Here is a 23841-nt window from a genome sequence, read left to right on the forward strand (position 1 = left end):
AGGGTAGGGCCGGGAGCCAAATATCAAAGTAAATATATGGTTTTAATAGACTAATCTAGGGAATAGCATTCCTCGATCGAGCCGTTTCGCGGAAGCAAGGTGTTTGCGCGAGATCCCCATCAGGAAAAAGTAGACGCAATCACCTTGCCGCCGGTGGCGATCTTGACCCGGTCCGCCAAGCGGATGGTGCGATGATCCTGACGGCGATGGTCGGGCTGATCTGGCGCCGGCCTTCTCCACGTGGTCGTCTTTGGTGCCGGGCCGCGTCTCGACATCCGCCGCGGCTCAGCCCGCTGACGGTGTTCCTGCCGAATATGAAGCAGGCCAGAAACTGGAAGCCGGCGCGGCGCTCAGGTGAAGTCAGCTAGACTTCGGCTTTTGGCCCGTCGCGGCCAAATAGCGGCCTAAGCTCTAAGCCAAATGCCACCGCCCACACGTATCATGCGGACTTAAGCACGGCAAATGACCGTTTGCGCATGGCCCGCTTTGCCTGGAAACTGACGGCGGGAGCGGGGCGGCCGACATGGAAGCCCTGGATCTTGTCTATGCCGAATTCGCGCATCAAGACCATCTGCTCGTCGGTTTCCACCCCTTCGACCAGGATCTTGTGGCCGCGATTTCGGACCAGGGTGATAATGTCCTGCAGCATTGCCTTGCCGCTCGGGGAACTGCAGTCGTGAAGAAACGAGCGGTCGATCTTCACCGTATCGAAATCGATCAGGCGAAGCCACGAAAGGCCCGCGAAGCCCGTCCCGAAATCATCGAGCCATATCTTGATCCCGAGCAGCTTCAGGTCGCTGATGCAGCGCAGGATGTCCGAATGCATCTCCATCTCCAGCCCTTCGGTGATCTCGAAGGCCAGTCTGCTGCCGGCGACGCGGGTCTCGCCCAGAATGGTCGCAACAGACGTTGCGAAGCCCGGTGTCTTGAGCTGGATCGGGGAGACGTTGACACTGACGACACGGACGTGGTCATCCGCCAGGAGCTCGGCGCACACCGTCCTTATCGCCCAGCGCCCGAGCTCCAAGATCGCGCCGGTTCGCTCGGCGACGGGAATGAACAGGCTCGGCGGAACCGATGTACCGTCCAGCATCTTCAGGCGCATCAGAGCCTCTACCGCTTCAACCCGGTCCGATTTGACATCCTGGATGGGCTGATAAACGAGTGAAACGAGATTCTGGCCGATCGCGATCTTCAGCAAGGCCGCAATGTTCTCGCTCTCGTCGCTGCTTTGCGGATCGGTTGGGTCGAACAGCCGGGCACAGTTTCGGCCACCGGCTTTTGCCAGATAAAGCGCGCGATCGGCCTCGTGGATGATCTTCTCCAGCTTGGCCCCGGTCTGCGTCCTGGTGAATGCCGCGCCAACGCTCACGGTTACGATCGAGACGCCGTCGCGCCGCAGTTCGTGCGTCAGCGCCAGGTTCTCCACCGTGCTGCAAATGGCTTCCGCGATGTCCAGGATCTGCTCTTTTTTCTCCATGCGAGCCAGGACGATGAACTCTTCACCGCCATAGCGGCCGATGGAGCCATTGTACTGTTTGATCATATCGCTAAGGGCATTGGCGACATGGATCAGGCAGCGGTCGCCTTCCTGATGGCCGTAGCAGTCGTTGAATTTCTTGAAGAAGTCCACGTCGATGAGGATTGCCCCGAAACTGGTGCCGACCTTTTGCCAATCGCTCCAATAGTCCCGCAGCTTCTCGTCGATCGCGCGCCGGTTCTCCAGACCTGTCAGCGGATCGGTCCGCGACAATCTCAGCAGGGCCTTGCCGCGTTCGGTCGCCTCATTGTGCTGGATCTTGGCTTCCAGGGCATTCAGGAAGACGTTGTAGCGTTCCTCATTCAGCTTCCAGTTCACATACGAGGTGAACGTGAAACAGGATATATAGAAAGCCCCGAATACCATTTTGTATGTAAGGGTTGAAGGAACGAAATAATTCACGATGTAAAGTATGCACAATATTATTGCGGAAGTTACGATGGAAAGCTTGAAATTGAACGTAAAGAAAAGGTTTGCGCTCATCATGAATATGGTCCCGAAGACCATATAGTAGGAGACGCTTTCCTTGTCCGCGCCAAGAACCGCTGGGCACAACCAACCAACATAGCCGAAGATGATGGCTCCGGCACAGGTCACGTCGAGCCATTCCGTTCCAATCCCCCGGCGAAGCTGTGCTTCGAGGATCAAAAGCGCGCTCAAGCCGACCGCGAAGCGCGCCGTGATCGTGTAGGCCGCAACATCCGGGATCAGCAGCAGATCGGTTGCCGAAAACAAGAGATAGATGGCAACCGCGATCCAAAGCCCTGGCCTGGCTTCTCCTCTTCGCGTCGCCTGCGCTTCGGTGCGGTAAAGGGTGCGGAGCTCGTCGGCGCTCAGTTCATAGCGCGGCTCGTACGGCTCCGCATCAACCGCATCGACCAACACGGATGACAGGTGTTCGTTCATGACAATAGACCCCGTTTGAAAGGGATTTTGTTTTCCGAACTCATTTCCAGCTTCTGCCCCCACGCGGGCCGGCTCCTTAGGACGCGACGGCGATTGCGACGCCGGGCAAACAAATGCAATCGGGCAAGACAAGTTTCCGTTAACTCGAACCCGGAATTCGGGCCGGAAGCCGTCTAAAGAGGAACATGGTTTGCGGGAAATTAATCATAAAGATAAAATGCCGTTGGCCCGACATTGGCAAAGGGAGCATTCTACGCAATAAGTTAACCGACTGTTAACTATGGAGTGATGGCGTGCAGACCGTTCTTGATGGCAAAAGCTTGATTACTGCCGAGATGCTCGCCGGCACGCTGCCTCGGGGAAAGCTCGAGCATCATGGCGAGGCGTTCGAAACCGCGCGCGCGGAGCTGGTGCTCATTCTCCACGCGACACAGCAGCAGATCGAACAGGACAAGAACCCCGCCGAGATCGTCGGTCGCTTGCTGTCCTTCCTCAATGGCCTGCATTCCAAGGTTCATCCCGACGTCTGGCATGCGTTGATACCGGTTGCGCAGAACCATCCGATCCTGAAGTATTTTCTCGAGGATCCGCTGACGCACTGGTCCTTCACCAAGCCCAGGGGCTATTCCGGCGACGCGCAGTTGCTTGATTACATTTATTGCGATCCGCATGTGGCAGAGAGCGTGGCCAGCGCCTCGGAGGTCGGCAAGGCCCTGTACAGCCATACCCAGAACGTACCGTCATGCGTCGCCGCACGGGAGCGGCGCGATCTCTTGACCCGATACGTCGATCAGATCGCAACCAAGAACGGACCGGAAACCGAGGTCCTGGCGATCGCGGCCGGCCATTTGCGGGAAGCCAATCGTTCGGTCGCCTTGGCGGAGGGCCGGCTCAAGCGTTGGGTAGCGCTCGATCAGGACCCCCAGAGCGTTGGGCTGATCGCGCGCGATTTCCAGGGCACCGCGGTCGAAGCCATCGACGGCTCGGTGCGGACCGTGCTCACGCGAGGCCACAAGCTCGGCAAGTTCGATTTCGTCTATGCCTCCGGCCTTTATGACTACCTCGCCCACAACGTCGCGGTGAAACTCACGAAGACCTGCCTGCAGATGTTGAAGCCGAACGGGACGTTCCTGTTTGCCAACTACGCCGAGGGCACGCCTGACGCCGGCTACCGGGAGACATTCATGGACTGGGTGTTGCTGCTGCGGTCGGAGGTCGATATGTGGAACATCGTCAATGCCAGTGTCGACCGCAACGCCGTCGAGGCGCAGGTGTTCTTCGGCGAGAACCGCAACGTGCTCTATGCCGTCATTGAAAAGCGCGGATAGCACCCGCCTGGACTGCACCGGGCCGGGCGTGCCTTTGGCTTGCACCTCCGGCCGCCTTCCGCTATAGAGCCGCCACCCGCGTAGACACCCTTGGAGGCAACGCGGCGGAAGGCCGCCTTCCCGCATGATCCCGAAAAGTGGATTCCGGTTTTCGGACCAGATCATGCGTGGGTATGTCGGCTTTCGACGTTTACGGTCCAGGCACTCTGCCAACCGTGAGCGCTCCAGTAAACCGAAAGGAAATGCCATGAGCCACGACACTTACGAGCTCAAGGCCGAAGCACGCGAACAGGTCGGTAAGGGGTCCGCCCGTGCAGTTCGCCGCAACGGTAAAGTGCCTGCAGTAATCTATGGTGACAAGCAGCCTCCCCTGGCTATCGCGCTCACCTACAAGGACATCTATTACAAGATCCATGGCGGCGGGTTCCTGACCACGATCGCCACGATCGATGTCGACGGCAAGAAGATCCAGGTCCTGCCGAAGGACTTCCAGCTCGACCCGGTCAAGGATTTCCCTGTCCATGTCGACTTCCTGCGCATCGGCAAGGACACCCAGGTCAATGTCGACGTGCCTGTCCACTTCATCAACGAGGACAAGTCGCCCGGCATCAAGCGCGGCGGCGTGCTCAACATCGTGCGTCACGAAGTCGAGTTCCACTGCCCGGCCAATGCGATCCCGGAATTCATCACCGTCGATCTCACCGGCGCCAACATCGGCGACTCGATCCACATCTCGGCGGTCAAGCTGCCGGCTGGCGTCAAGCCTGTGATCTCCGACCGCGACTTCACCATCGCGACCATTGCCGGTTCGTCGGCGATGAAGCCGGAGACGGAAGAGACGGCTGAAGTGGCTGCACCCGAAGCGGCTCCTGCCGCCGAAGAGAAGTAACTCTTTCCCGCCCGGAGCAGACGATGCTTGTCTTTGCAGGCCTCGGCAATCCGGGCGCGAAATACGCCAGCAACCGCCACAATGTCGGTTTCATGGCGGCGGACGCAATCGCCCGCCGCCATTCCTTTTCGCCCTGGACGAAGAAATTCCAGGGCCTGATTTCCGAGGGCACGCTTGGCGACGAAAAGATCGTCCTGATCAAGCCGCAAACCTTCATGAACCTGTCCGGGCAGTCCGTCGGCGAAGCACTGCGCTTCTACAAGCTCGAGCTTTCCGCACTCACGGTCTTCTATGACGAGATCGACCTTGCTGAAGGCAAGCTGCGCATAAAGACTGGCGGCGGCGCCGGCGGCCATAACGGCATTCGCTCGATCGACGGCCATGTCGGCAACGCCTATCGCCGCGTACGCATCGGCGTCGGCCATCCCGGCGTCAAGGAAATGGTCCAGCACCATGTGCTCGGCGATTTCGACAAGGCCGACCGCGAATGGCTCGAACCGCTGCTCGACGCGATCGCCGACAACGCCGCCATGATCGCCAAGGGCGACGAGTCCGGCTTCATGAACAAGACCAGCCTCGCCGTCCAGGGCAAGGCCGGCTCGCAACCGGAAAAGCAGGCACCGAAGCAGCCGGCGCAGAAGCAGCAAAGTCACGTCCGCCAGGCACGGCCGCAGCAGGTGCCAGCCAAGCTGCCGGAAAGCGGTCCAATGGCCGCCATGCTGAAGAAGCTGTTCGGCGGCAAGGACTGAGCATCAAGGGGACCGAAGGGCTTGACGTTGATCACCCCTATCGCCCATAGCCCTGATCAAATTTCTATTTTCCCGATAGGACCGAACAAAAATGGGTTTCAAATGCGGCATCGTTGGCTTGCCCAACGTCGGCAAGTCGACGCTTTTCAACGCGTTGACCAGAACGGCTGCGGCGCAAGCCGCCAACTATCCATTCTGCACCATCGAACCGAACACCGGCGAGGTGGCGGTGCCAGATCCGCGCCTGCAGAAGATCGCCGCGATCGCCAAGTCGAAGGAGATCATCCCGACCCGCATATCCTTCGTCGACATTGCCGGTCTGGTGCGCGGTGCCTCGAAGGGCGAAGGGCTGGGCAACCAGTTTCTCGCCAACATCCGTGAGGTCGACGCCATCGTGCATGTGCTGCGCTGCTTCGAGGATGACGACATTACCCATGTCGAGGGCCGCATCGACCCCGTCGCCGATGCCGAGACGGTCGAGACCGAGCTGATGCTCGCCGACCTCGACAGCCTCGAACGCCGCATCGTGCAATTCCGCAAGCGCGCCGGCAGCAAGGACAAGGAAGCGACGACCGTGCTGCCGCTGATGGAGGCAGCGCTCGAACTGCTGCAGGCCGGCAAGCCGACCCGCATTCTGCTCAAGGGTATTTCGCCCGAAGATTTGCGCATCCTGCAGGGCTTGAACCTTCTGACCTCGCATCCCGTGCTCTATGTCTGCAATGTCGCCGAGGCCGACGCCGCCACCGGCAACGAGCACACCAGTGCCGTGGAAAACATGGCCACCGCCCAAGGCGCCGGCACCGTGGTGATCTCGGCGGCGATCGAGGCGGAAGTCGCCCAGCTCTCCGACGAGGAAGAAATGGAATTCCTGTCGTCGCTGGGCCTCGACGAACCCGGCCTGAACAAGGTCATCCGCGCCGGCTACGACCTGTTGCATCTCATCACCTATTTCACCGCCGGGCCGAAGGAGACGCGCGCCTGGACCATCCATAAGGGCGACAAGGCGCCACAGGCCGCCGGTGTCATCCACACCGATTTCGAGCGCGGCTTCATCCGCGCCCAGACCATCTCCTACAACGACTTCGTCACACTGGGCGGCGAAGTGGCGGCCAAGGAAGCCGGCAAGGCGCGCGACGAAGGCAAGGAGTATGTCGTCCAGGACGGCGACGTGCTGCTGTTCAAGTTCAACACCTGACGCCGGCCTGTCAGGCACCCAAACATCCGACGAGTAATCGGGGAAGCTTTCTCGGCGTGATCTTCCGATCCGGCCCGTGGCGATCGGTTGGGTCGCCACTTGTCTTGATTTTGTCACGTCACAGGTCTAAGCGGCAGAAGCACGGTCGGCGCTGACGTCGAGAACCGTGCAATCCAACACGACGCGTCAATCCGAACGCACCCTTTGGCCCCAGCAAGGGATACCAGGCGATGATCAAGGCCTTCGTCGTGGACAATGATCGCCTGCGCGTCGTCGACGATCTCCTGGCAAACAGCGAGACCATCGTCTGGGCGGACCTGTTCAACCCGACAAAGGAAGAGGAAGCGACGATCGAGAGCTGGCTCGGCGTTGCCATTCCGACGCGCGAGGAGATGGAGGAGATCGAGATTTCGAGCCGCCTCTATGTCGAGGACGGCGCCTATTTCATGACCGCCACCCTGCCCGCCCAGACCGAAATCGACGATCCCTTGATGTCGCCAGTTACCTTCGTGCTGGCCGGCACAAGGCTGATCACGGTGCGCTACCACGAGCCGAAGGCCTTCAAGACCTTTCCGCAGCGCGCCGAGAAGGTGGCGACCGGCTGCACCAGCGGCGACACCATCCTGATCGGCTTGCTGGAGGCGATCGTCGACCGTCTCGCCGACATTCTGGAACGCGCCGGCCGCGACATCGAGGCGATCTCGCGCGATATCTTCGAAGCGCGATCGACCAAGGTTTCCAAGCGCAATCGCGACTTCCAGGAACTTCTGAAAGCCATCGGCCGCAAGGAGGACATCGCGTCTTCGATCCGCGACAGCCTGATCTCGCTGCAGCGCCTGGCAGGCTTTTTCGCCCATGCCTCGACCCGCACCAAGATGAGCAAGGACACCAAGGCGCGCATCAAGACGCTGTCGCGCGATGTGCTGTCGCTGGCCGACCACGCCACCTTCCTGTCGCAGAAGATCTCCTTCCTGCTCGACGCCACCCTCGGCATGATCTCGATCGAGCAGAACGCCATCATCAAGATCTTCTCGGTCGCCGCCGTCATCTTCCTGCCGCCGACTTTGGTCGCCTCGATCTACGGCATGAATTTCGACGTCATCCCCGAGTTGAAATGGGAGCTTGGCTATCCCTTCGCCATCGCCATGATGGTGCTGTCGGCGATCCTGCCCTTCTGGTACTTCCGCCGCCGCGGCTGGCTCTGAGTGGCCCTGTCGATCGGCTGCCACAGGCTGGCGCAGTAGAAATCGCTTGACCAAATGAACGCCGGCCTGCATCCGGAAACCCCGATCCTGGGGATCGTGGGTCGACAAGCCGGATTCCAGACCATGACTGCAGAGATAAAAACATGGGCCTATGAGGACTTCATCGAGGGCGCGTCGATCGACCTCGGCTCGAAGCTCGTGAGTGCCGCCGAGATCGTCGAATTCGCCGGAGAATTCGACCCGCAGCCGATGCATCTCGACGAGGAAGCCGGCAAGGCCAGCATCCTCGGCGGGCTGGCAGCGTCGGGCTGGCACACCTGCGCAATGTTCATGCGCATGCTGTGCGATGCGTTCCTGCTGGACTCGACCTGCCAGGGCGCGCCCGGAGTCGATCAGGTCAAATGGAAAAAGCCGGTCTTGGCCGGCGACCAACTGACCGGCACCCTGATGGTTATTGCCAAGCGCCTGTCGAAATCGAAGCCGCAACTCGGCTTCGTCACCATGCGCAGCGAACTGTTCAACCAGCGTGGCGAAAGCGTCTTCGAGCTCGAGAACTCCGTCATGTTCCTCACGCGCGATGCCGCGGGGAGCCAAGCATGACACTGGACGAGTTCTTCCGTATCGGCGCCACCGTCACGCTCGGCTCGCACACATTCGAGCCCGAGGCGATCAAGGCCTTCGCCCGAGAATACGATCCGCAGATCTTCCATATAGACGAGGAGGCCGCGAAGAAAAGTGTGCTCGGCGGCCTCTGCGCATCCGGCTGGCACACGGCCGCGACCTGGATGAAACTCAATCTGGAAAACCGTATGGACGCCGAGAGCGCTGCGTGGAGCGGTCCCGGTCCAGTGCCGGAATTCGGCCCCTCGCCCGGCTTCAAGAACCTGAAATGGCTGAAGCCGGTCTATGCCGGGCAAACCATCACCTTCACGCGCACCGCGCTGTCGCACCGCCCAATCGCCTCACGCCCCGGCTGGCGGCTGCTGGCGCTGCGTTCGGAAGCTTTCGATTCCACCGGCGACAAGGTGCTCGAGTTCGAAAGCGCCGTTCTGGTGAAGGCCGAGTAACGCCACTTTCCCTCTCCCTTCTTGTAGGAGAAGGGAGAGCACTCCTCAATGTCCTTCGAACCCTATCAGCGTTCTGACCGGCACACCGAGAGCTTCGAGCTTGGCGCGGCCGCCGAGGTCCGGCAGGTCGATGACAAAACAGGCAGCGAGGATGTCGGCGCCGATCTGGCGCAGAAGTTTGACCGCGGCTTCAGCCGTTCCGCCGGTGGCGATCAGATCGTCGACCAGGATCACCTTCTCGCCCGGAGCAACGCCGTCCTTGTGCATCTCCATTTCGTCCAGTCCGTATTCCAGGCTGTAGGCGACGCGCACCGTTTCGTAGGGCAGCTTGCCCTTCTTGCGGATCGGCACGAAACCGGCCGAGAGCTGATGGGCGACGGCGCCGCCAAGGATGAATCCACGTGCCTCGATGCCGGCGATCTTGTCGATCTTCTGGCCGGCATAGGGATGCACCAGTTCGTCGATGGCGCGGCGGAAGGCGCGCGCATTGCCGAGCAGCGTGGTGATGTCGCGAAACAGGATGCCGGGCTTGGGATAATCCGGAATGGTGCGGATCGCGGCGAGCAATGTGTCTTCGAGGGAGGATTTCATGGGTCGAGATTACCTGAAACGGACGTTCTTGCGCGACAATTGTTCGATCGAACTGCAGCCCATCAGCTTCATGCCGCGTTCGATCTCGACCCGCATCTGCTCAAGCGCCCGTTCGACGCCGGGCTGGCCTGCCGCCGCGAGCGGGAACAGATAGTAGCGTCCGACGCCGACGGCCTTGGCACCGAGCGACAGCGCCTTCAGCACATGCGTGCCGCGCTGCACGCCGCCATCCATGATGACGTCGATCCTGTCGCCAACGGCGTCGACGATCTCGGCAAGCTGATCGAACGCCGCCCGCGAGCCATCCAGCTGCCGCCCGCCATGGTTCGACAGCACAATGCCGCTGCAGCCGATGTCGACGGCGCGTCTTGCATCCTCCACCGACATGACGCCCTTGAGGCAGAACGGACCCGACCAAAGCTTGACCATCTCGGCCACGTCGTCCCACGTCATCGACGGGTCTAGCATCTCGGTGAAGTAGCGGCTGATCGACATCGTGCCGCCGCCCATGTCGACATGCTCGTCGAGCTGCGGCAGCTTGAACCCCTCATGGGTGAAATAGTTGATCGCCCAGGCCGGCTTGAGCGCGAACTGTGCCATTCCGGCGAGATTGAGCTTGAAGGGAATGGCAAAGCCGGTGCGTTTGTCGCGCTCGCGGTTTCCCCCGGTGATGCTGTCGACGGTCAGCATCATCACCTCGACGCCGACCGCCTTTGCGCGCTGCATCATCGCCCGGTTGAGGCCGCGATCCCGGTGGAAATAGAACTGGTAGACCTGTGGGCTGCTGCTGATGCCGCGCGCCTCCTCGAGGCTGACGGTGCCAAGCGAGGAGACGCCGAACATGGTGCCGTATTTGGCGGCGGCCCTGGCGACCGCGCGCTCACCCTGATGGTGGAACAGGCGCTGCAAGGCGGTCGGCGAGCAATAGAACGGCATCGCCAGCTTCTGGCCCATGACCGTCACCGACATGTCGACCTCGCTCACTCCGCGCAGCACGTTGGGAACAAGGTCGCAGGTCTCGAAGCTTTCGGTGTTGCGGCGATAAGTGACCTCATCGTCGGCCGCGCCGTCGATGTAATTGAAGATCGGCCCGGGCAGCCGCTGCTGTGCCATCCGCCGGAAATCGGAAAAGTTGTGACAGTCGCTGAGCCGCATCATCGAATTCCAAAGGCCATGGCGGGACGAGCTTCTCGCCACCGTTCGATGCGTCGAATATCAACCTGATGCCGCCATGCCAACGGACTAATTGCCGAACTTTCGCTTGAGCACTGGTGCAGACGGAAAAGGAGCGCCTGAAGCGCCCCTTCCCGTCTGACCCGGCCGACAAAGATTACATGCCGAGATCGGAACGAAGCTCGGCTCTGGCCACTTCATATTCAGCCTTGAAGTCGTCCCGGTTGAGCAGGACCGCGGCAATAACGCTGCCGGAAATCTTGCCCATCTCGACGTCGGACGCATAGTGGATGCCGCCGACCTCGCGGTTGTGGGCGTATTCGGCCGCACGCGCCATGATCTCGGCGCGCTTTTCCGGGACCATGTCGGACAGGATGATGCCCATCATCGTGCCGACGGTGGCATGGCCGGACGGCCAGGAACCGGAGCTCGACAGCTTGACCGCCGGCTTGACGAGATCGCTGAGCTGATGCGGGCGCGGGCGCTTCCAGACATCCTTGGCCGGGTCGACTACAGCCCCTTCGGTAGCCACCACGCGATCGAAGAAAGCGCTGAATTTCGGCAGCGTTTCCTTGTTGAATTTCGGCCCCATGACGTCGGCAAAGCGCCAGACATTCTCCTCGGCATCAGCCACCGCGCTGGCGACCATCTCCGGGGTGCGCGTCACCTGCAGCGTCAGCACCTCGCCGAGTTCGGCCTTGGTCTGCGCCGAATCGTTTGCCGGCGGCGGCGGCAGGATCATCGTCAGGTCGACGTCCTTGTTGGTGACGAAGGGCTGGGCGTCTTCCGCTTGCGCTGCCGAGCCGAGGATGAGCAGCAACAGGCCTGCCGCGAGCGATGCGTATCTTTTCATAAATGCGATCCTTTGATGAGAGCAGCACAGGATCGCCGGATGCGATGACGGCCATGTGACATGACCAGCCTCCGGAAATGCAAAAGGGCGCCTCTCGGCGCCCTTCGCGATCACTTGATTGTGTGGCCTAGTGGGCCACGCCTTCCCACACCTTGCGCTTGGTGAGATAGACCAGCGCGCCGAACAAAAGCAGGAACACCAGAACGCGAAAACCGGTCTTCTTGCGGTCTTCCATATGCGGCTCGGCCGCCCACGCCAGGAAGGCGGAGACGTCGCGGGAATACTGGTCGACGGTCTGCGGCGCACCGTCATCATAGGTCACCTGGCCGTCGGAGAGCGGCTTGGGCATTTTCAGCGACACGCCGGACATGAAGTACGGATTGTAGTGGGTGCCTTCCGGGATCACCATGCCGGCCGGCGGCGTCTGGTCGTAGCCGGTCAGCAGCGAGTGGATATAGTCGGGACCGCCGGCATCGTATTGTGTGAAGATGTCGAAGACGAATTGCGGAAAGCCGCGCTCGACGCCGCGCGCCTTGGCCAGCAGCGACATGTCGGGCGGGGCAGCGCCGCCATTGGAAGCAGCAGCCGCTTCCTCATTGGCGAAGGGCGGCGGGAAATGGTCGGACGGCTTGCCGGGACGGTCGAACATGTCGCCGGCATCGTTGGGGCCGTCATGGATTGTGTACTCGGCCGACAGCGTCTTGATCTGCGCATCGGAATAGCCGAGGTCCGACAGCGTGCGGAACGCCACCAGGTTCATCGAATGGCAGGCCGAGCAGACTTCCTTGTAGACCTTGAGGCCGCGCTGCAACTGCGCCTTGTCGTAAGTGCCGAATGGGCCGGTGAAACTCCAGTCCATTTCCTTTGGCTCGTCGATCGGGAAATGCGTCGGATTGGCCACATTGTGTGCCTCTTCGGCGGCGATCGCCCGAGTGCCCGCGGCCCCAGTGGCGACCGCCACGAGGCCGATCAGCGCCAGCGAGGTGAGAATCTTTTTCATGCCAAATCCCCTTAGATTCTCTACCCGCTCAGCCTTTGGTTTCCGGAGCCGCCGTAGCGCCCGCCGGATGTCCGCTGCCGCCCTTGTTCTTCTCGAGCACCGCCTCGGTGATCGAGTTCGGCAGCCGTCGCGGCGTCTCGATCAGGCCGAGCACCGGCAGCGCGATCAGGAAGAAGGCGAAGTAGAACAATGTCGCCATCTGCGCCATGAACACATAGCTGCCTTCGGCCGGCTGCGAGCCCAGCCAGCCAAGCAGGATGGCATCGGCCACGAACAACCAGAAGAACAGCTTGTACCAGGGCCGGTAAACGGCCGAGCGTACCTTCGAAGTGTCGAGCCACGGCACCAGGAACAACATGACGATGGCGCCGAACATGCACAGCACGCCGCCGAGCTTGGAGTTGATCGGCCCGACATTGAAGGTGATGGCGCGCAGGATCGCGTAGAACGGCAGGAAGTACCATTCGGGCACGATGTGGGCCGGCGTCTTCAGCGGGTTGGCGACGATGTAGTTGTCGGGATGGCCGAGATAGTTCGGCAGGTAGAAGACGAAATAAGCGAAGAAGAACAGGAACACGATCATGCCGAACGCGTCCTTGATGGTCGCGTAGGGGGTGAAGGCGACAGTGTCGGTCTTCGACTTGACCTCGATACCCGTCGGGTTCGACTGGCCCACGACATGCAGCGCCCAGATGTGCAAAACGACGACGCCGGCAATCATGAACGGCAACAGATAGTGCAGCGCAAAGAAACGGTTCAGCGTCGGGTTGTCGACGGCAAAGCCGCCGAGCAGCAGCTGCTGAATCCAGTCGCCGACCAGCGGAATGGCGCTGAAGAAGCCGGTGATGACGGTGGCGCCCCAGAAGCTCATCTGGCCCCATGGCAGCACGTAGCCCATGAAACCGGTCGCCATCATCAGGAGATAGATGATGCAGCCGAGGATCCAGAGCAGTTCGCGCGGCGCCTTGTAGGAGCCGTAATAGAGGCCACGGAAGATGTGGATGTAGACGGCGACGAAGAAGAACGAGGCGCCGTTCGAATGCATGTAGCGCAGCAGCCAGCCGGAATTCACGTCGCGCATGATCTTCTCGACCGAGCCGAAGGCCAGATTGGTGTCAGCCGTGTAATGCATGGCCAGCACGATGCCGGTCAGGATCTGCGCCACCAGCATGATCGAAAGGATGCCGCCAAAGGTCCACGCATAGTTGAGGTTGCGCGGCACCGGATAGGCAACGAAGCTGTCATAGACCAGCCGCGGCAGCGGCATGCGGGCGTCGAACCAGCGTCCGAGACCGGTTTTGGGCGTATAGGTCGAGTGTCCCTCGCTCATCGAAATATCCCCTGCCTCAACCGATAAGGATCTTGGTATCGGAAATGAACTTGAATACCGGAACCGCCATGTTCTCAGGCGCCGGGCCTTTGCGGATGCGGCCGGCCGTATCGTATTGCGAACCGTGGCACGGGCAGAACCAGCCGCCGAAATCGCCTTCCTGGCCAAGCGGAATGCAGCCGAGATGCGTGCAGACCTGAACCATCACCATCCAGGCCTCCTTGCCGGGCGTGGTGCGATTGGCGTCGGTCGCCGGCGCATCGGACGGCAGATTGGCGTTGCGGGCGATCGGATCCTTGAGATCGGCGAGATTGACAGCCTCGCCGTCCTTCATTTCCTGTTCGGTGCGGTTGCGGACCACGACCGGCTTGCCGCGCCACTTGACGATCAGCGACATGCCCGGCGTCAGCGAGGCGACGTCGACTTCGACGGAAGCGAGCGCCAGCGTCGAGGCATCGGGGCGCATCTGGTCGATGAACGGCCACGCGAAAGCACCCGCGCCGACCACTGCGGCCATGCCGGTGGCGACGTAGAGAAAATCACGACGGTTGGGATCCTGGGTGTCGGTTGCGCTCACGGGTGCCTGATCCTTTCGCCTCTTCCGTGCCGGTGGCTGAGCCTTGTTCCCCGCTCAATTACGCCAACCCGACAGCGCATGGCGAACAGGCTTGCGAATTCCTCCGGCATTTGGACTTCGGTTTATGCGTGAAGCCCGTTTTTGTCCAGACGGGTGAAGGCACAAGGGCAGATTGTCGCGGGCGTTCCGCACAGCGATGAATTTGACGTGCTTGGCTAAATGTAGCAATATGTCTACATCTACTCGACGGAGGTGCTGAAATGAACATCTCAACGAAGACGATCACCATCATGTCGAGCCGTGAATTCAACCAAGACACGGCGCTTGCGAAGCGGGCTGCCAGGAACGGACCGGTTATCATCACCGATCGCGGCAAGCCTTCCCATGTGCTGATTTCGATGGAGGAATACGAGCGGTTGGAGAAGAAGCCGAGAAGCCTCGCGGACGCGATTGCCGACGATCGCCCCGAAGCAGACTTCGACTGGGAACCACCTCGCCTGGAAGGACCGTTTTTCAAGATTCCCGATCTCGACTGATGTTTATTCTCGACACCAATGTCGTTTCGAATCTGCGTCGTCGGGACAAGGCCGATCGCAACGTTTTAGCCTGGTCTGAGACCCACGACGTCGCCAGCTTTTTCATGTCGGTGATTTCGATCCTGGAACTCGAAATCGGAACACTGTTGTTGTCGAGGAAGGACACCCGCCAGGCCGCCATGTACCGTGAGTGGTTGGATCAAATACTAATTCCACAGTTCGACGACCGGATACTGAGCATAGACACGGCCGTTGTCGTGCGTTGCGCAAACCTCCACGTTCCTGACCCTAAGCCGGAACGCGATGCTCTCATTGCCGCCAGCGCGCTTGTCAATAATTTGACAGTCGTGACACGCAATACCAAGGATTTTGAGGGCACCGGGGTGAAGCTTTTCAATCCCTGGATACCCGCGAAGGGCTAGATAGCCAGGGCACAAATCATAGACCGCGACACCTGGTCTGTTCGCTCCGACCATTGGAAGGGCGAATTGCAATGTGGCGCCTACGGCTCTCCTGCCTGATCTTCAACTATCTGCCTGGCGTCGGAGGCGGCCCCGCCTGCATACACATCCCTACGCTGAGATCTTCATCATTCGCCAGGGCACCGGCCTGTTCACCGTCGGCGACCAGGAGATCGAGGCATCCGCCGGCCAGATCCTGATCGTGCCGCCCAATACGCCGCACAAATTCACCAATCTCGGCCCAGGCCCGCTGGAGACGACCGACATCCACGAGAATGGCAGCTTCATCACCGAATGGCTTGAGTAGACCATGATCCCGAAAAGTGGGAACCGGTTTTCGGAATAAGATCATGGTCCAACAAAAGAGAGTTATTTCGCGCCGAGCCTGGCCAGCACCGCTTTCGGGATGTTGTATTCACGAATGACGGTATCGTGCTTGCGCAAGCCGCACAGCTCGCGCTGGATGAAATAGCCATGCACCGCCTCGGCGGCATCCTTGAGCAGCCGGGGGCGCAGTTGCTCGTCGGCATTGTCGCGCAGCCTGGCCAACGTTTCCTCTACCCGCTGGCCGGCGCGGCCAAGTGCTGCCGCCTTTTCCGCCAATATTTCATGGCCGAGCGCGTCGAAGGCGGCTTCCGCGGACGAGGCGCCGGCTAGATGAGATGGCGGACGCAAGGACATTTCAGCTTCCTTTCCCGAAGACCATGCGGTGTGTGACGAATTCTTCGCCTTCCACGCGCTGAAAGCCAAGCCGTTCGTAGAAACCGAAGGCTTCTTGCGGCGCGCGGGTGTTCAGCACGGCGAAATGGTGACGTGCCCTGTCGATAACGGTCTCGACCAGCATCCGGCCAAGACCGTTGCGACGGTGGCGCGCACTGACGAACAGGTGCCGGACCCGGCCGTGGCCCCTGGCCTCGAAATAGGGATCGATGTTCAGCCCGCACACGCCGGCGAGTTCCCGGCCATTCCAGGCTCCGTAGAGTGCCTCGCCGCGCTTCAAGAACTTGTTGCGGCCGCTAGCCCAGCCATCCGCCAGGCGCACCAGCATCCAGTAGCCCCCAAACCGGCTTTCCTGCTTCAGCGCGTCGAAGGCCGGCGTGGTTGGCCGGAGCCGCTTGAGCACATAGCTCACTCCGGGGCCGATCTCTGGAATTACCTCTGCCGATCCAACCATGCCCTACTCCGCAGGCCGCGTCTCTTCGAGCACGCTGTCCTCGTGATAGAGAAAACCGCCGGACTGCCGCTTCCACAGCCGCGCATAGAGCCCGTCGAGCGCCACCAGCTGGTCATGCGTGCCTTGCTCGACGATGCGGCCGCCGTCGAGCACCACCAGCCGGTCGAGTGCTGCGATCGTCGACAGCCGGTGGGCGATGGCGATGACCGTCTTGTTCTCCATCAGCCGCGTCAGATTCTCCTGGATTGCCGCCTCGATATCCGAATCGAGCGCCGAGGTCGCCTCGTCGAGGATCAGGATCGGCGCGTCCTTCAGGAAGACACGGGCGATCGCCACGCGCTGGCGCTGGCCGCCCGACAGTTTGACGCCGCGCTCGCCGACAAAGGCCTCGTAGCCGGCGCGGTCCCTGTTGTCGCGCAAGGTCAGGATGAACTCGTGCGCTTCGGCCTTTTTCGCCGCCGCGATCACCTCCGCATCGGTCGCGTCAGGCATGCCGAGCTTGATGTTGTCGCGCAGCGAACGGTGGAACAGCGCCGTGTCCTGGCTGACGACGCCGATATTGGCGCGCAGCGAATTTTGCGTGACTTTGGCGGCATCCTGGCCATCGATGGTGATCGACCCGCTCTCCAGATCGTAGAGCCGCAGGATCAGATTGGCGAGGGTCGTCTTGCCCGCGCCAGACGGTCCGACCAGCCCGACCTTCTCGCCCGGCTTGACGACAAGGTCGATGCCGTTCAGTACGCCGAAACCTTTGCCGTAATGGAACTCGACGTTCTTCACCTCGATACGCCCGCCTGCCACCACGAGTTCCTTGGCGTCGGGCGCATCCGTGAGGCCGAGCGGCTGCGAAATCAGCGCCTTGGAGTTCTCCAGCACGCCGAGGTTTCGCAAGATGCTGTTGAGCTGCATCATCAGCCGGCCAAGCAGCATATTGAGCCGCAGCACCAGCGACAGGGTGAAGGCGACAGCGCCGACGGTGATCGAGCCCTCGACCCAGAGATAGACGGCAAAACAGCCGATCGCCGTGATCATGATGCCCGACAGCGTCGTCAGCGCCATGCGCACGCCGGTCAGCCGGCGGGTGAACGGGCGCAATGCGTCGAGGTAGATGTCGAAACCGTTCCTGATGTAGCGGTCGTCGCCATCGGCCGAGAACAGTTTCAGCGTCTGCACGTTGGAATAGGAATCGACAATGCGGCCGGTGATCATCGAGCCGGCCTCGGCTGTTTCCTCGGCATGCTTGCGGATTGCCGGCAGATAGAGCTTGGCCAGCCAAGCGAAAGCGGAAATCCAGATCACCACCAGCACCGCCAGCCTGAGATCGAGGCCTGCGACCAGCGCCAGCGTCGTCACCGTATAGACGATCATGAACCAGACGACCTCGATGAAGCTTTCCATCAGGTCGCCGGTGGCCTGGCCCGCCTGCCAGACCTTTGTTGCGATGCGGCCGGCGAAATCGTTCTGGAAGAAGGCGTAGGACTGGCGCGAGACATGCCGGTGCGCCTGCCAGCGCACCAGATTGTAGAAGCCGGGCGTGATCGTCTGTTCGTCGACCAGCGCCGAAAGGCCGACGACGACGGTGCGGATGACCAGCACCACCACGGCCATGAAAACCAGTTCAGGGCCTGCGGCGGCCCACAGTGCGTGCCAACTGCGCTCGGCGGGAAGCTGGTCGAGAATATCGACCAGCCGCCCGACGAAGTAGAACAGGCCGGCCTCGACCAGCGGCGCGATGCCGCCGATGACCAGCATGGCGAAGAAGGCGAACTTCGCCTGGCCGACATAGTGCCAGAGAAAGCCGCCGACGCTGGTCGGTGGCCGAAGATTCGCTGGCTCCCTGAACGGATAGACCCAGTTCTCGAACCAGCGATAGACGGCTGTCATCATGCGGCGGCCATCATTCTGCGGCTTGCCCCTTTGCAAGTGCGTCGTTGGCGGCGTCGGCGGGACCGTCCTCAAGCAGGAACCCGCCCGACTGGCGCTGCCAGAGCTGCGCGTAGAGCCCGCCCTTGGCGACGAGTTCCTCGTGCGAACCCTCCTCGATGACACGACCCTTGTCCATCACCACCAGCCTGTCCATCGCCGCGATGGTCGACAGCCGGTGCGCTATGGCGATGACGGTTTTGCCTTGCATGAGCTTGTAGAGATTCTCTTGGATCGCCGCCTCGGCTTCGGAATCAAGCGCCGAAGTCGCTTCGTCAAGGATAAGTATAGGTGCGTCCTTCAACATAACGCGAGCAATGGCGACGCGTTGCCGCTGGCCGCCGGACAATTTGACGCCGCGGTCCCCGACATGGGCATCGAAGCCCTTGCGGCCGCTGGCATCCGAAAGCCCTGATATGAAGTCCAGCGCCTCGGCGCGGCGCGCCGCCTCGACAAGCATCTCGTCGGTGGCATCGGGCCGGCCATAGAGGATGTTCTCGCGCACCGAACGATGCAGCAGCGAGGTGTCCTGCGTGACCATGCCGATCTGCGCACGCAGCGAATCCTGCTTCACACCGGCGATCTCCTGGCCATCGATCAGAATCCGGCCGGCTTCGAGGTCGTAGAAGCGCAGCAACAGGTTGACCAGCGTCGACTTGCCGGCGCCGGAACGGCCGACGATGCCGACCTTTTCGCCCGGCTTCACCGCCAGCGACAGGCCTTCGATCACCCCCTTCTGCTTGCCGTAGTGGAAGCGGATGTCCTCGAAGCGGATCTCACCCCTGGAAACGCTGATCTCCTTCGCGTCCGGCCTGTCCTCGACAAGGCGCGGCAGCGAGATCGAGGCGATGCCGTCCTGCACCGTGCCGATGTTCTCGAACAGGCCCGACATTTCCCACATGATCCATTGCGACATCCCCCACATCCTGAGCACAAGGCCGATGACCACGGCGACCGCGCCGATCGTCACTGCTTGCCCCAGCCACAGCCACAACGCCATCGCGGTGACAGAGAACAGGAGCAATGCATTCAGGATGTAAAGCGAGCCAAAAAGCACTGTCACCAGCCGCATCGACCGGTAGACCGTTTCGAGAAAGCCGGACATGCCGTCTTTGGCGAATGACGCTTCGCGGCGTGCATGGCTGAACAGCTTGACCGTCTGGATGTTGGAGTAGCTGTCGACGACACGGCCCGTCATGATCGAGCGCGCATTGGCCTGTTCCTCGCCAACCTTGCCCAGCCGGGGAATGAAAAACCGCAGCAAAAGGATATAGCCGACCAGCCAGACGCCGAGCGGCGCGGCCAGCCGCCAGTCGGCCGAGCCGACGATGAGCAGCATGCCGAGGAAATAGACGACAACGTAGTTCAGGACGTCGATCACCTTGATGACGCATTCGCGCACGGCGAGAGCCGTCTGCATCAGCTTGGTCGCGATGCGGCCGGCGAACTCGTCCTGGTAGAAACTCATCGACTGCTTGAGCAGATAGCGGTGCACCTGCCAGCGGATGCGCATGGGATAATTGCCCATCAGCGTCTGCTGGTTGAGAAACGAATGCAGCCATACCGTGCCCGGCAGCGCGAACAGCACGATGAAGGCCATGCCGGCGAGCTTCCAGGCTTCCGTCTGCAGGAAGGTTTCGCGATTCTGCCCCGACAGCCAGTCGACGATGCGGCCGAGGAAGCCGAACATCCATACTTCGGCAATCGCGATGGCCGTCACCAGCACCGCGTCGAAAAGGATATAGGGCCATGCGCCGCGCGTATAATGCAGGCAGAAGGCAACCAGCGTCTTGGGCGGCTCGACCGGTTCCGCTGCGGGGAACGGATCGAGCCTTTTTTCAAACCAGCTAAACAACAACATAGGTTATGCCTGTGAAATGTGTTTGCCGCTTACGCGGCACGTGAGCGTACGAAATCCCAGTACCCATGGCATCAAGGGCCGACGGTCCAGAATCACCCGGACCGTCGGCCATCCCTCGTGCAATATAGGGGCTCGCGGGCTTTTCGCCGACAGCTGCGCCAGCCGATCCTGACGACACGGTGCCGCCAGCCCGATTTTTCGCGCCCGGCCTGACCAGCCGGATGATCCGGCGCACCAGCGACGGGCGGCTCGGATCGGGAACCGCGCGCGAAAAATCGACATCCGGCAGCATGCCGCGATGCGGCCGGCGGCGAACCTCGGCGTGAACCGCCGACGAATAGGTGTCGCCGATCAGCAGCGCCCAGGTCGGCAGTCGGTGAATATGCAGGCTCCTTGAGCCGGGTATTCTGTAGGGATCGAACATCGGTCCGTCCTCCGTGTGAAAATAGAGATAAAAAGGCGAAGCAACATCGTCCGCCGGCATTCGGCCGGAGGCACGCATTGCGTCGGTCTGGACACGATAAGCATCGGTCGGGGCACGATAAGCATCGGTCCGGACAGCTTCAGTTGGGGCGTTTAGCCCTTTTGACTTTTTGAAAAACATCGCAGGATTCCTTCGAGAGCCGAAAAATCGTTTCGGCGGGAATCGGTGCGATCAAGTCTTAGAGAGTCAGGAGAATCGTCGTACCGAAACCGCCGGCAGGCAGGTAAGCCCACGAGAGGGGCGCTGGATGTGCATGGTCATCATGAATTACCCCTCCATCGGTTCGGGTTGACAATGGAGCTGACATACCCGACTTCGCAGAAAATGGCCACCCGCAGGTCCAGCAATTTCCAAAACCGCGAGCCCGCTGTGGCCGATTTGCCACTTATTAGAAAGACGCGGAAATGAACTGTCCTCTCCGCATCGCGCTCTACCAGCCGGATATCGCCGGCAACACCGGGACAATCCTGCGCTTCGCCGCTTGCCTCGGACTTGGCGTCGACATCATCGAACCGGCCGGATTTCCGCTCTCCGACAAAGCGCTCAAACGAGCCGGCATGGACTACCTCGAAATGGCTGCCCTGACCCGGCATGTCGACTGGCACGCCTTCGAGGAACGGCGCAAGGCTGGTTCGCACCGGCTGGTGCTGCTGTCGACCAAAGCCACGACGGCCTACACCGACTTCACCTTCGCCGAAGGCGACATTCTGCTGTTCGGTCGCGAATCCGCAGGCGTGCCGGATCCTGTCCATCAGGCGGCGGATGCGCGGCTGACCATCCCCATGCAGGGCACGGCGCGCAGCATCAATGTCGCGCTTTCGGTCGCCATGGCGGCGGGCGAAGCCATCCGGCAACTCGGATAGGATCCGCAACCCATCGACAACACCATGCTTGCCGCCGCCGACGACAGTGGTTTCTCCACTCATTCTTACCCAGGCACACATCGCCTTCTCCTTCGTTTGCAGACCCCGGGTTTCTTCGCTACAAGCTCAGCTTAACTTGAGGTCAAGCGGGAAAATCAGGAATGGCACCGATAACGGAATTAACGGTCGGCCAGGTCGCCATGCGCAGCGGTGTGGCGGTGTCGGCATTGCATTTCTATGAGGCCCGCGGCCTGATCCGCAGCCACCGCACGGCGGGAAATCAGCGCCGCTACGGCCGTGACGTGCTGCGGCGCGTGGCGATCATCAAGGTGGCGCAGGAGGTCGGCATTTCGCTGGCCGAGATCGGTGAAGCCCTGGCATCGCTGCCAGAAGGCCGCACGCCGACGCGCGATGACTGGAACCTTTTGTCGACCGCCTGGCGCGACGGGCTCGATCACAAGATCGCCCAGTTGAAGAAACTGCGCGACGGGCTGACCGACTGCATCGGCTGCGGCTGCATGTCGATCGACAAATGCCCGCTGCGTAACAAGGGCGACCGGCTGGCGCGCGAGGGGACAGGGGCAAGAAGGCTGGTTGCTCCGCCTCTCTCGAGGACATCCTAGTCAGCCGCAGGCAACCGCCTGATGGTGAACTCAATCAAGTCGCCCGGCCGCTCGAACCAGCTTTCGATCTCGGTCCAGTAGGCCTGCTTGGGAAAGCGCTCGAACCATTCCTTGGCCTTGAGCCGCGCATCGGAGCGCGGCAGCACGAAGGTCTCGCGCAGGAAACCGTCGCGCGGCATACGAACACGCTCGGCACGGCTTTGGTCGAGCCTTTTCTTCAGGCCATCCAGCGGCGGTCTTGCCGGGGTGCGCACGAAACAACTCCTTGCACCTGGCGCATGACCCCGAAATCGGAATCGAGTTTCGGAAAGGATCATGCGCAAAACCAAAGTGACTTGACCCTTGCCCTTAAGAGATTAGGGATCGCGCCGGCAAAAGACGAGTCATTTGTGGGACTCGCCGCCCCAACCGGAGACGGCACTTGGAACGACCAGAAATACCGGCAGGCCTGCCCGCCGACATCGAACAGAAGAAGATGAAGGCAAGGCTGTGGTTCGAGGCGCTGCGCGAACGCATCTGCGCCACCTTCGAGCAGATCGAGCAGGATCTTGGCGGGCCGCTGGCCTCGTGGTCGCCCGGCCGCTTCGAAAAGACGCCATGGGAACGTGACGAGGGGCGCGGCGGCGGCGGCACCATGTCGATGATGCACGGCCGCGTCTTCGAAAAGGTCGGCGTCCACACCTCGACCGTCCACGGCGAGTTCTCACCCGAATTCAGGAAGCAGATGCCGGGCGCCGAGGAAGACCCGCGCTTTTGGGCATCTGGCATTTCGCTGATCGCGCATCCCTGGAACCCAAACGTTCCGGCCGTGCACATGAACACGCGCATGGTGGTCACATCTCGCCAATGGTTCGGCGGCGGCGCCGATCTAACGCCGGTGCTCGACAGCCGCCGCACGCAGGACGACCCCGACACGGTCGCCTTCCACCGCGCCATGCAATTCGCTTGCGAGAAGAACGCCGACGTCGCCGATTACCCGAAATACAAGGCCTGGTGCGACGAGTATTTCTATCTGTCGCACCGCAACGAGCCGCGCGGCACCGGCGGCATCTTCTTCGACTGGCTGCATTCGGGCGAGGACAAAGGCGGCTGGAATGCCGATTTCAACTTCGTCCAGGATGTCGGCCGCTCTTTTCTCGTCGTCTACGGCCACCTCGTGCGCGCCAACTTCAACGAGAACTGGACCGATGGCGACCGCGACGAACAGCTCATCCGCCGCGGCCGCTATGTCGAATTCAATCTGCTTCACGATCGCGGCACCATCTTCGGACTGAAGACCGGCGGCAATGTCGCGTCCATCCTTTCCAGCCTGCCACCCGAGGTCCGCTGGCCGTAACAAAATGGTGAGCCCGGCGTGAGCCGCATTGATGTCCCATTCGCTCGAAATGGGCATGGAATGTGGCACACGGTGCGGCGAAAAATTTCTTTTCCGTCTAATAGGCTGTTGAAAAGACTAGTCTATTTGTGGCGCCGGGTCGGGAAGCGCCGGCGGCTCGCCTGCGCGCAATTCCAG

General features: G+C 61.2%; 26 protein-coding genes and 1 pseudogene. 14 read left to right on the forward strand and 13 right to left on the reverse strand.

Annotation, left to right across the window (positions count from 1 at the left end; all coding sequences use genetic code 11):
- Window positions 1-191 precede the first annotated feature (191 nt).
- The gene (locus NKH95_RS13555; RefSeq protein WP_352674774.1) at window positions 192-368 is read left to right on the forward strand and encodes a hypothetical protein; all 177 of its coding nucleotides are present in this window, start codon (window positions 192-194) and stop codon (window positions 366-368) included.
- Between the two features lie 71 nt (window positions 369-439).
- On the opposite strand, the gene NKH95_RS13560 is transcribed toward NKH95_RS13555, so the two are convergent.
- Window positions 440-2446, reverse strand: a complete 2007-nt coding sequence (locus tag NKH95_RS13560; RefSeq protein WP_352891746.1) for a putative bifunctional diguanylate cyclase/phosphodiesterase — start codon at window positions 2444-2446, stop codon at window positions 440-442.
- 293 nt (window positions 2447-2739) lie between these two features.
- On the opposite strand from NKH95_RS13560, the gene NKH95_RS13565 reads away from it, so the two are divergent.
- From NKH95_RS13565 to NKH95_RS13595, 7 genes are all read left to right on the forward strand, one after another.
- Window positions 2740-3774 (forward strand): class I SAM-dependent methyltransferase, encoded by a 1035-nt coding sequence (locus NKH95_RS13565; protein WP_352891748.1) that lies wholly within the window; start codon window positions 2740-2742, stop codon window positions 3772-3774.
- A 247-nt stretch (window positions 3775-4021) separates the two neighbouring features.
- The gene (locus NKH95_RS13570) at window positions 4022-4663 is read left to right on the forward strand and encodes a 50S ribosomal protein L25/general stress protein Ctc (protein WP_127412967.1); all 642 of its coding nucleotides are present in this window, start codon (window positions 4022-4024) and stop codon (window positions 4661-4663) included.
- 23 nt (window positions 4664-4686) lie between these two features.
- Window positions 4687-5412 carry an aminoacyl-tRNA hydrolase gene (gene pth, locus NKH95_RS13575; protein ID WP_352891756.1) on the forward strand — a complete coding sequence of 242 codons (726 nt, stop codon included), beginning with the start codon at window positions 4687-4689 and terminating at the stop codon, window positions 5410-5412.
- A 91-nt stretch (window positions 5413-5503) separates the two neighbouring features.
- Entirely contained in the window at window positions 5504-6607 is a 1104-nt protein-coding gene (ychF, locus tag NKH95_RS13580) for a redox-regulated ATPase YchF (RefSeq protein WP_023809829.1), read from the forward strand.
- Between the two features lie 230 nt (window positions 6608-6837).
- Window positions 6838-7812, forward strand: a complete 975-nt coding sequence (corA, locus tag NKH95_RS13585; protein ID WP_352630047.1) for a magnesium/cobalt transporter CorA — start codon at window positions 6838-6840, stop codon at window positions 7810-7812.
- Window positions 7813-7935: 123 nt separating this feature from the next.
- Window positions 7936-8412: a MaoC family dehydratase gene (locus NKH95_RS13590; RefSeq protein WP_023809833.1), complete on the forward strand. Its 477-nt coding sequence runs from the start codon at window positions 7936-7938 to the stop codon at window positions 8410-8412.
- The gene (locus NKH95_RS13595) at window positions 8409-8879 is read left to right on the forward strand and encodes a MaoC family dehydratase (RefSeq protein ID WP_352891758.1); all 471 of its coding nucleotides are present in this window, start codon (window positions 8409-8411) and stop codon (window positions 8877-8879) included. Before NKH95_RS13590 ends, NKH95_RS13595 begins: the two co-directional genes overlap by 4 nt.
- A 45-nt stretch (window positions 8880-8924) precedes the next feature.
- Here NKH95_RS13595 and NKH95_RS13600 read toward each other — a convergent pair whose 3' ends face one another.
- From NKH95_RS13600 to petA, 6 genes are all read right to left on the reverse strand, one after another.
- Window positions 8925-9470, reverse strand: coding sequence for an adenine phosphoribosyltransferase (locus NKH95_RS13600; protein WP_013529989.1), 546 nt, complete (start codon window positions 9468-9470; stop codon window positions 8925-8927).
- A 9-nt stretch (window positions 9471-9479) separates the two neighbouring features.
- On the reverse strand, window positions 9480-10625 hold the full coding sequence (locus tag NKH95_RS13605) for an alpha-hydroxy acid oxidase (RefSeq protein ID WP_352891803.1): 1146 nt from the start codon (window positions 10623-10625) through the stop codon (window positions 9480-9482).
- 175 nt (window positions 10626-10800) lie between these two features.
- Window positions 10801-11496, reverse strand: a complete 696-nt coding sequence (locus tag NKH95_RS13610; protein ID WP_023809836.1) for an acid phosphatase — start codon at window positions 11494-11496, stop codon at window positions 10801-10803.
- A 127-nt stretch (window positions 11497-11623) separates the two neighbouring features.
- Window positions 11624-12496, reverse strand: a complete 873-nt coding sequence (locus tag NKH95_RS13615; RefSeq protein WP_352891759.1) for a cytochrome c1 — start codon at window positions 12494-12496, stop codon at window positions 11624-11626.
- 28 nt (window positions 12497-12524) lie between these two features.
- Window positions 12525-13826 carry a cytochrome b gene (locus NKH95_RS13620; protein ID WP_013529985.1) on the reverse strand — a complete coding sequence of 434 codons (1302 nt, stop codon included), beginning with the start codon at window positions 13824-13826 and terminating at the stop codon, window positions 12525-12527.
- 16 nt (window positions 13827-13842) lie between these two features.
- Window positions 13843-14403: a ubiquinol-cytochrome c reductase iron-sulfur subunit gene (gene petA, locus NKH95_RS13625; protein WP_023809838.1), complete on the reverse strand. Its 561-nt coding sequence runs from the start codon at window positions 14401-14403 to the stop codon at window positions 13843-13845.
- A gap of 260 nt (window positions 14404-14663) precedes the next feature.
- On the opposite strand from petA, the gene NKH95_RS13630 reads away from it, so the two are divergent.
- From NKH95_RS13630 to NKH95_RS13640, 3 genes and pseudogenes are all read left to right on the forward strand, one after another.
- Entirely contained in the window at window positions 14664-14939 is a 276-nt protein-coding gene (locus NKH95_RS13630; RefSeq protein ID WP_031212730.1) for a type II toxin-antitoxin system Phd/YefM family antitoxin, read from the forward strand.
- Complete coding sequence (locus NKH95_RS13635) at window positions 14939-15361, forward strand: type II toxin-antitoxin system VapC family toxin (RefSeq protein WP_023809840.1); 423 nt, start codon at window positions 14939-14941, stop codon at window positions 15359-15361. The genes NKH95_RS13630 and NKH95_RS13635 overlap by 1 nt, the downstream gene beginning before the upstream one ends.
- Window positions 15362-15707 (forward strand): annotated as a pseudogene (locus NKH95_RS13640) (cupin domain-containing protein).
- Window positions 15708-15769: 62 nt separating this feature from the next.
- Here NKH95_RS13640 and NKH95_RS13645 read toward each other — a convergent pair.
- Genes NKH95_RS13645 through NKH95_RS13665 form a run of 5 tightly spaced genes read right to left on the reverse strand, consistent with a single transcriptional unit; the run spans window position 15770 to window position 20962 of the window.
- Window positions 15770-16081 (reverse strand): DUF6665 family protein, encoded by a 312-nt coding sequence (locus tag NKH95_RS13645; RefSeq protein ID WP_023809841.1) that lies wholly within the window; start codon window positions 16079-16081, stop codon window positions 15770-15772.
- Window position 16082: 1 nt separating this feature from the next.
- Window positions 16083-16574 (reverse strand): GNAT family N-acetyltransferase, encoded by a 492-nt coding sequence (locus NKH95_RS13650; protein ID WP_023809842.1) that lies wholly within the window; start codon window positions 16572-16574, stop codon window positions 16083-16085.
- 3 nt (window positions 16575-16577) lie between these two features.
- Window positions 16578-18461: an ABC transporter ATP-binding protein gene (locus tag NKH95_RS13655; protein ID WP_352440373.1), complete on the reverse strand. Its 1884-nt coding sequence runs from the start codon at window positions 18459-18461 to the stop codon at window positions 16578-16580.
- A gap of 10 nt (window positions 18462-18471) precedes the next feature.
- A complete protein-coding gene (locus tag NKH95_RS13660) occupies window positions 18472-20358 on the reverse strand; it encodes an ABC transporter ATP-binding protein (RefSeq protein WP_352440372.1) in 1887 nt (628 codons plus the stop codon).
- Entirely contained in the window at window positions 20345-20962 is a 618-nt protein-coding gene (locus NKH95_RS13665; protein ID WP_352891760.1) for a hypothetical protein, read from the reverse strand. Before NKH95_RS13665 ends, NKH95_RS13660 begins: the two co-directional genes overlap by 14 nt.
- Window positions 20963-21246: 284 nt before the next feature.
- On the opposite strand from NKH95_RS13665, the gene NKH95_RS13670 reads away from it, so the two are divergent.
- Together NKH95_RS13670 and soxR are read left to right on the forward strand one after the other, a co-directional pair.
- Entirely contained in the window at window positions 21247-21705 is a 459-nt protein-coding gene (locus NKH95_RS13670; RefSeq protein ID WP_352891762.1) for a tRNA (cytidine(34)-2'-O)-methyltransferase, read from the forward strand.
- A 161-nt stretch (window positions 21706-21866) separates the two neighbouring features.
- Complete coding sequence (gene soxR, locus NKH95_RS13675; protein ID WP_023809847.1) at window positions 21867-22328, forward strand: redox-sensitive transcriptional activator SoxR; 462 nt, start codon at window positions 21867-21869, stop codon at window positions 22326-22328.
- Here soxR and NKH95_RS13680 read toward each other — a convergent pair.
- The gene (locus tag NKH95_RS13680) at window positions 22325-22582 is read right to left on the reverse strand and encodes a hypothetical protein (RefSeq protein WP_013529975.1); all 258 of its coding nucleotides are present in this window, start codon (window positions 22580-22582) and stop codon (window positions 22325-22327) included. The two genes, soxR and NKH95_RS13680, sit on opposite strands and share 4 nt — an antisense overlap.
- 167 nt (window positions 22583-22749) lie before the next feature.
- On the opposite strand from NKH95_RS13680, the gene hemF reads away from it, so the two are divergent.
- Window positions 22750-23664: an oxygen-dependent coproporphyrinogen oxidase gene (gene hemF, locus NKH95_RS13685; RefSeq protein ID WP_023809848.1), complete on the forward strand. Its 915-nt coding sequence runs from the start codon at window positions 22750-22752 to the stop codon at window positions 23662-23664.
- Window positions 23665-23841: the final 177 nt, after the last annotated feature.

Source organism: Mesorhizobium sp. M0848, assembly GCF_040319805.1.
Lineage (GTDB): Bacteria > Pseudomonadota > Alphaproteobacteria > Rhizobiales > Rhizobiaceae > Mesorhizobium.

Bases quoted from the DNA above. Each gene is read 5' to 3' on its own strand.
- pth (WP_352891756.1), top strand. From the start codon at position 4,687: ATGCTTGTCTTTGCAGGCCTCGGCAATCCGGGCGCGAAATACGCCAGC.
- NKH95_RS13610 (WP_023809836.1), bottom strand. From the start codon at position 11,496: ATGAAAAGATACGCATCGCTCGCGGCAGGCCTGTTGCTGCTCATCCTC.
- NKH95_RS13635 (WP_023809840.1), top strand. From the start codon at position 14,939: ATGTTTATTCTCGACACCAATGTCGTTTCGAATCTGCGTCGTCGGGAC.
- corA (WP_352630047.1), top strand. From the start codon at position 6,838: ATGATCAAGGCCTTCGTCGTGGACAATGATCGCCTGCGCGTCGTCGAC.
- NKH95_RS13590 (WP_023809833.1), top strand. From the start codon at position 7,936: ATGACTGCAGAGATAAAAACATGGGCCTATGAGGACTTCATCGAGGGC.
- NKH95_RS13655 (WP_352440373.1), bottom strand. From the start codon at position 18,461: ATGATGACAGCCGTCTATCGCTGGTTCGAGAACTGGGTCTATCCGTTC.
- NKH95_RS13555 (WP_352674774.1), top strand. From the start codon at position 192: ATGATCCTGACGGCGATGGTCGGGCTGATCTGGCGCCGGCCTTCTCCA.
- NKH95_RS13630 (WP_031212730.1), top strand. From the start codon at position 14,664: ATGAACATCTCAACGAAGACGATCACCATCATGTCGAGCCGTGAATTC.
- NKH95_RS13620 (WP_013529985.1), bottom strand. From the start codon at position 13,826: ATGAGCGAGGGACACTCGACCTATACGCCCAAAACCGGTCTCGGACGC.
- ychF (WP_023809829.1), top strand. From the start codon at position 5,504: ATGGGTTTCAAATGCGGCATCGTTGGCTTGCCCAACGTCGGCAAGTCG.
- NKH95_RS13670 (WP_352891762.1), top strand. From the start codon at position 21,247: ATGAACTGTCCTCTCCGCATCGCGCTCTACCAGCCGGATATCGCCGGC.
- NKH95_RS13660 (WP_352440372.1), bottom strand. From the start codon at position 20,358: ATGTTGTTGTTTAGCTGGTTTGAAAAAAGGCTCGATCCGTTCCCCGCA.
- NKH95_RS13615 (WP_352891759.1), bottom strand. From the start codon at position 12,496: ATGAAAAAGATTCTCACCTCGCTGGCGCTGATCGGCCTCGTGGCGGTC.
- NKH95_RS13605 (WP_352891803.1), bottom strand. From the start codon at position 10,625: ATGCGGCTCAGCGACTGTCACAACTTTTCCGATTTCCGGCGGATGGCA.
- NKH95_RS13570 (WP_127412967.1), top strand. From the start codon at position 4,022: ATGAGCCACGACACTTACGAGCTCAAGGCCGAAGCACGCGAACAGGTC.
- NKH95_RS13650 (WP_023809842.1), bottom strand. From the start codon at position 16,574: ATGGTTGGATCGGCAGAGGTAATTCCAGAGATCGGCCCCGGAGTGAGC.
- NKH95_RS13595 (WP_352891758.1), top strand. From the start codon at position 8,409: ATGACACTGGACGAGTTCTTCCGTATCGGCGCCACCGTCACGCTCGGC.
- soxR (WP_023809847.1), top strand. From the start codon at position 21,867: ATGGCACCGATAACGGAATTAACGGTCGGCCAGGTCGCCATGCGCAGC.
- NKH95_RS13665 (WP_352891760.1), bottom strand. From the start codon at position 20,962: ATGTTTTTCAAAAAGTCAAAAGGGCTAAACGCCCCAACTGAAGCTGTC.
- NKH95_RS13645 (WP_023809841.1), bottom strand. From the start codon at position 16,081: ATGTCCTTGCGTCCGCCATCTCATCTAGCCGGCGCCTCGTCCGCGGAA.
- NKH95_RS13600 (WP_013529989.1), bottom strand. From the start codon at position 9,470: ATGAAATCCTCCCTCGAAGACACATTGCTCGCCGCGATCCGCACCATT.
- NKH95_RS13560 (WP_352891746.1), bottom strand. From the start codon at position 2,446: ATGAACGAACACCTGTCATCCGTGTTGGTCGATGCGGTTGATGCGGAG.